We start from the raw sequence: 3,748 nt of genomic DNA, 5'->3' as shown, positions 1-3,748 counted from the left end.
GTTTTAGTCCTCTTTCATTTAGAGGTAGTGTTTTACAGAATGGCGATGACAAATATCGTTTTCTCGGTTTTAGTCCTCTTTCATTTAGAGGTAGTGTTTTACCTTTTAAATGTCTCTCTGCTGTAATGTGAGTTTTAGTCCTCTTTCATTTAGAGGTAGTGTTTTACATTAGTGAGCATCAGCCAACAGTTGACTAGTTTTAGTCCTCTTTCATTTAGAGGTCATAGTTAATCCTCATTTAAGCTTCAAAAGCCTTTCCACAAGCTGACAATATTCATCTGAAACTTGTTTTTCAGTAACACCTCTATTTCCTAAGTGCCGTATCTCTTTCGGCTTGCAACTTTTAATTTCAAAATCATGACGACTAGCTTCAGTTAAAGACTTATTCTTCAAAGTTAATACTATTCCATGACCTTCCAATAAGTCAATCAATGACTTTGTAACAGCATTCTTTAATTTTCTGTCGTAAGATACTAATTCTCTAACCGAATTATACAATTCTAATATTGATTGACTACCGCCGCCCCTTAGTTTATCCCAGTGATCAATCTCATTTCTTACTGATTTTGCTCCATTATATTGACCATTAATACAAAAAGCTTGAATTTCTTCTAACTTTCCTATCAAATAGCTTGTTTCTTCTAGCTGATTACTAAGCTCCACCTCTCCGTTTATATAATCGACTTCATACGATTTAAATTTAACACGCCTTGATAAATCTACCCATGATTTAACTCTAAAACCTGCTTCCCTTCTTGCTAAAAGTGCATTGCATAAAAATTGAAAGTCTCTATCGGCAATAGCCATAAATCCAGTTAATCTAGAAATCAAATCAACTGCTAAATTATGGAGCGAACGTATATAATTCAGTTCTACTTTATTTTTATTCCATCTGTAGTCACTAATCTTCGTTATCTTTGCTCCGTATGACTTTTTGAAATCATTCTCGCTGGCTTTCCTTCTATCTCGCTCCCACTTTTTATGCATTGCTTCCTTACTAGCAATTACATTTTCAATATCATGGTCAGCTTGATAAAACTGAACATCCTCTGCTGTTACAAGATTATCGCCAACAATCTTACTTAACAATTTTTCCGCGCCATGCTTTTTGACTAACTCTACACTTCTAAATAAAATCGGCGTCTCATGATCTTCTTGAACATATGGAAGTTCATTCAATAGGTCCTGACTTACATACATTTCCATGGTCTTCTGCCAGTTTTCTTTCCTTGAAAAGACTTTTATCCATTCACTGCTTCCTCGATCTACCGTCATTAAGGCTAAACCAATAATTTTTTGCGCTTCAATAAACGCCTCCCGTTTTTCCTTGGATAACTCAGTTCGGCTAAATTTGATCATTTCATTCCGCAGTTCACTCAACATCTTCGTATTTAATACTTTGCAAAACACCCAGAAAGGGATATATTTTGCGTCTATTTCCTCTTTGAAATTTAACAGATCAATTTTCTCACTATCAAATTCTTGCTTAACAGGTGCTAGGCTAAATTCAAGGTCGTTTTTTATAATATAAGAGTCAAAACCCTTTATAAAAATTTGCGTAATATAGCGATTAAAGAAATTATCCTTCCCTTGTTCATCCACCTTTTTCTGTTGTTGCATGAGACTACTTTGAATATAGCCCATATAGTCGCTCGGTGTTTCATGTTCCTCCATCGGGCGAATAAATTCAAAAGCTGAAGGCTGATTGTCTCTCTGTTTATTGATTTTTAAAACAAACTCTGTGCTTTCTTTAAATAACCGATAATCCTTAGTAAATGTTGGTAAAAACATTTGATAATAGATGATTTTCAACAAATTGTAATAAGCATTTTCTGCTTCTTTTTCACTAAATTTATCTTTTTCCTTATACACTTTAAGTTGCAAATTGTAATCCCTTTTCCGTGAATATTGATAGTCGCAACCTTTCGTATGAACTCTTTTAAAACTTGGAGCAAAAGGTGCAACTGATGTTAATAGTGAATACTTATCAAAGCTATTTTCTAGTTTACTTGCAGGATAGTAATCAAATATTTTTGCAGTGAGCATTTTTTCTTTTAGTAATATGGGAATATTTTTTAGTTCTTGCGTAAATAAATCTTGGAATTTCGTTTCGACATATAATTTATCAATTTTTTCTATTTTCTCATCACCAAGAGTCAAAATCTGATTCCAACTATGCTCATTAAAATGTACAAGATTATTACGAATTCGCTGAATGGCTCCTCTTAATCCCCAAAGTACTTCTCCCAATTCTTCGCTATTTTTACACAGTTCACTAATTCCACTAAAAAATAATTCTAGATTATGCCTTATCTCAGCCTCTTTGTTCTGGCTCATATTGTCGACCGCTGAACGGAAGCTGCTACTCGACAGTACATCTCCGTCTACTTCCAAAATATTTCTCAAACTGTTAGCACCAAAAAAGCAGGCATTTAAAAACTTAAGCGCAAATGCTTCTCCAATCTTTATATTTGTTAAATCTTCTGATGTAGTATTATCACCTAACTTATAAGCCGCCCGCTTTCCTTCATTCAATAGATATTGGGTCATAGCATTTTGATATTTCTGTTTGATACGATGTAAAATTTTTGCTTCGCTAAGAACTATCCTCTTACCTTTTTTTGCTTTATCTTTTTTTATTGGAAAATTTTTCGCAATATATTGGCGTACCTCTGCTGTAAATAAAACTAATTCTTTATCTTCTCTATTTTGCTTAAAATTTTGTTGTTCTTTATTAAAAAGAGTTCTTTCATGCTGTTGTAGCGCTTCTTTTATCTTGATATGAAAAATACCAGCTGCTTTTATTTGATTGTTATCGTCAAATGTTTTATGCAGTTTCTTCACTAAATCAGTCAATTTGTATCTTTTTGCTACTTCCTCTAAATTAAAGTCCATGTCACTTCTGGCAAAAGCATCTACATATTGGCTTAGCACTTGGCTTTTCAGAGAGGTTGATGAATAAATTTTATTTTGCCTAATTGATTTTTCCAATAATGTTTTTCGGAATTCAATATAATGAGACACCCACGTTGTATACGGCTGCATTTTATCTGAAAAAGTTGTCCAATCAACATATTGATTTTGTTCAGAAAGCGCTTTAATAAATAAATTAACTAAATCAAATGTTTCTTGTTCCAAGCTTTCCTTAGAACTAACATATGAAAACTCTTGTCGAAACCTTCTTGTAAATAATTCTTTAAGTTTATTTTTATCCATAGTTTTCACAGCAGTCAAATTTACTCTGCTTTGTTTATCCTCATAAAGGAGTCCCTCAAATAAAACCTTTATTTGCTGAGCATCTTTTCCCTTACAAATTGTTTTATTTATAACACTTTTATAAAAAGAATCCTGCTTTAACCGAAGTATTTCCTCTGTTCTATCCGTTATATCCTCGTTGAAAATCAACCTGCCACTTTTCATATTTCTTTGAATAGCTACTTTTTTTCCGTTTACTTCTACTTTTGTAATTCTCATTCCATTCACCTCTGTACATTATATTAGTAATTTGGAAATTCTAATTCTATTTTACATTATTTCGTAAAAAAATAAACCTACAGCGCGGATATACCTCATGAAAGTTATCCACATTATAGGTTTTAGTCCTCTTTCATTTAGAGGTAGTCTTTCACATGGTATAGAACGTTCAAATAAGCAAACAGGTTTTAGTCCTCTTTCATTTAGAGGTAGTCTTTCACAAGAGGAAGTAGACGAGTTATCATAAAGAAGTTTTAGTCCTCTTTCATTTAGA

At 32.7% G+C, this 3,748-nt stretch carries 1 protein-coding gene; it reads right to left on the bottom strand.

All coding sequences use genetic code 11. The annotated features are described in order from the left end of the window. Positions 1-234: 234 nt before the first annotated feature. Positions 235-3,474: a type VI-A CRISPR-associated RNA-guided ribonuclease Cas13a gene (cas13a, locus tag CS921_RS15285; protein WP_099225408.1), complete on the bottom strand. Its 3,240-nt coding sequence runs from the start codon at positions 3,472-3,474 to the stop codon at positions 235-237. Positions 3,475-3,748: the final 274 nt, after the last annotated feature.

The sequence above is a fragment of the Listeria costaricensis genome (genome assembly GCF_900183385.1).
GTDB classification, from domain to species: Bacteria; Bacillota; Bacilli; order Lactobacillales; family Listeriaceae; genus Listeria; species Listeria costaricensis.
The sequence above is the reverse complement of the archived record's forward strand: the minus strand, read 5'-3'. Positions and strand labels throughout refer to the sequence as shown.

What these genes read in the sequence shown, in the direction of transcription:
- cas13a (WP_099225408.1), bottom strand. Translation starts at nt 3,474, where the DNA reads ATGAGAATTACAAAAGTAGAAGTAAACGGAAAAAAAGTAGCTATTCAA.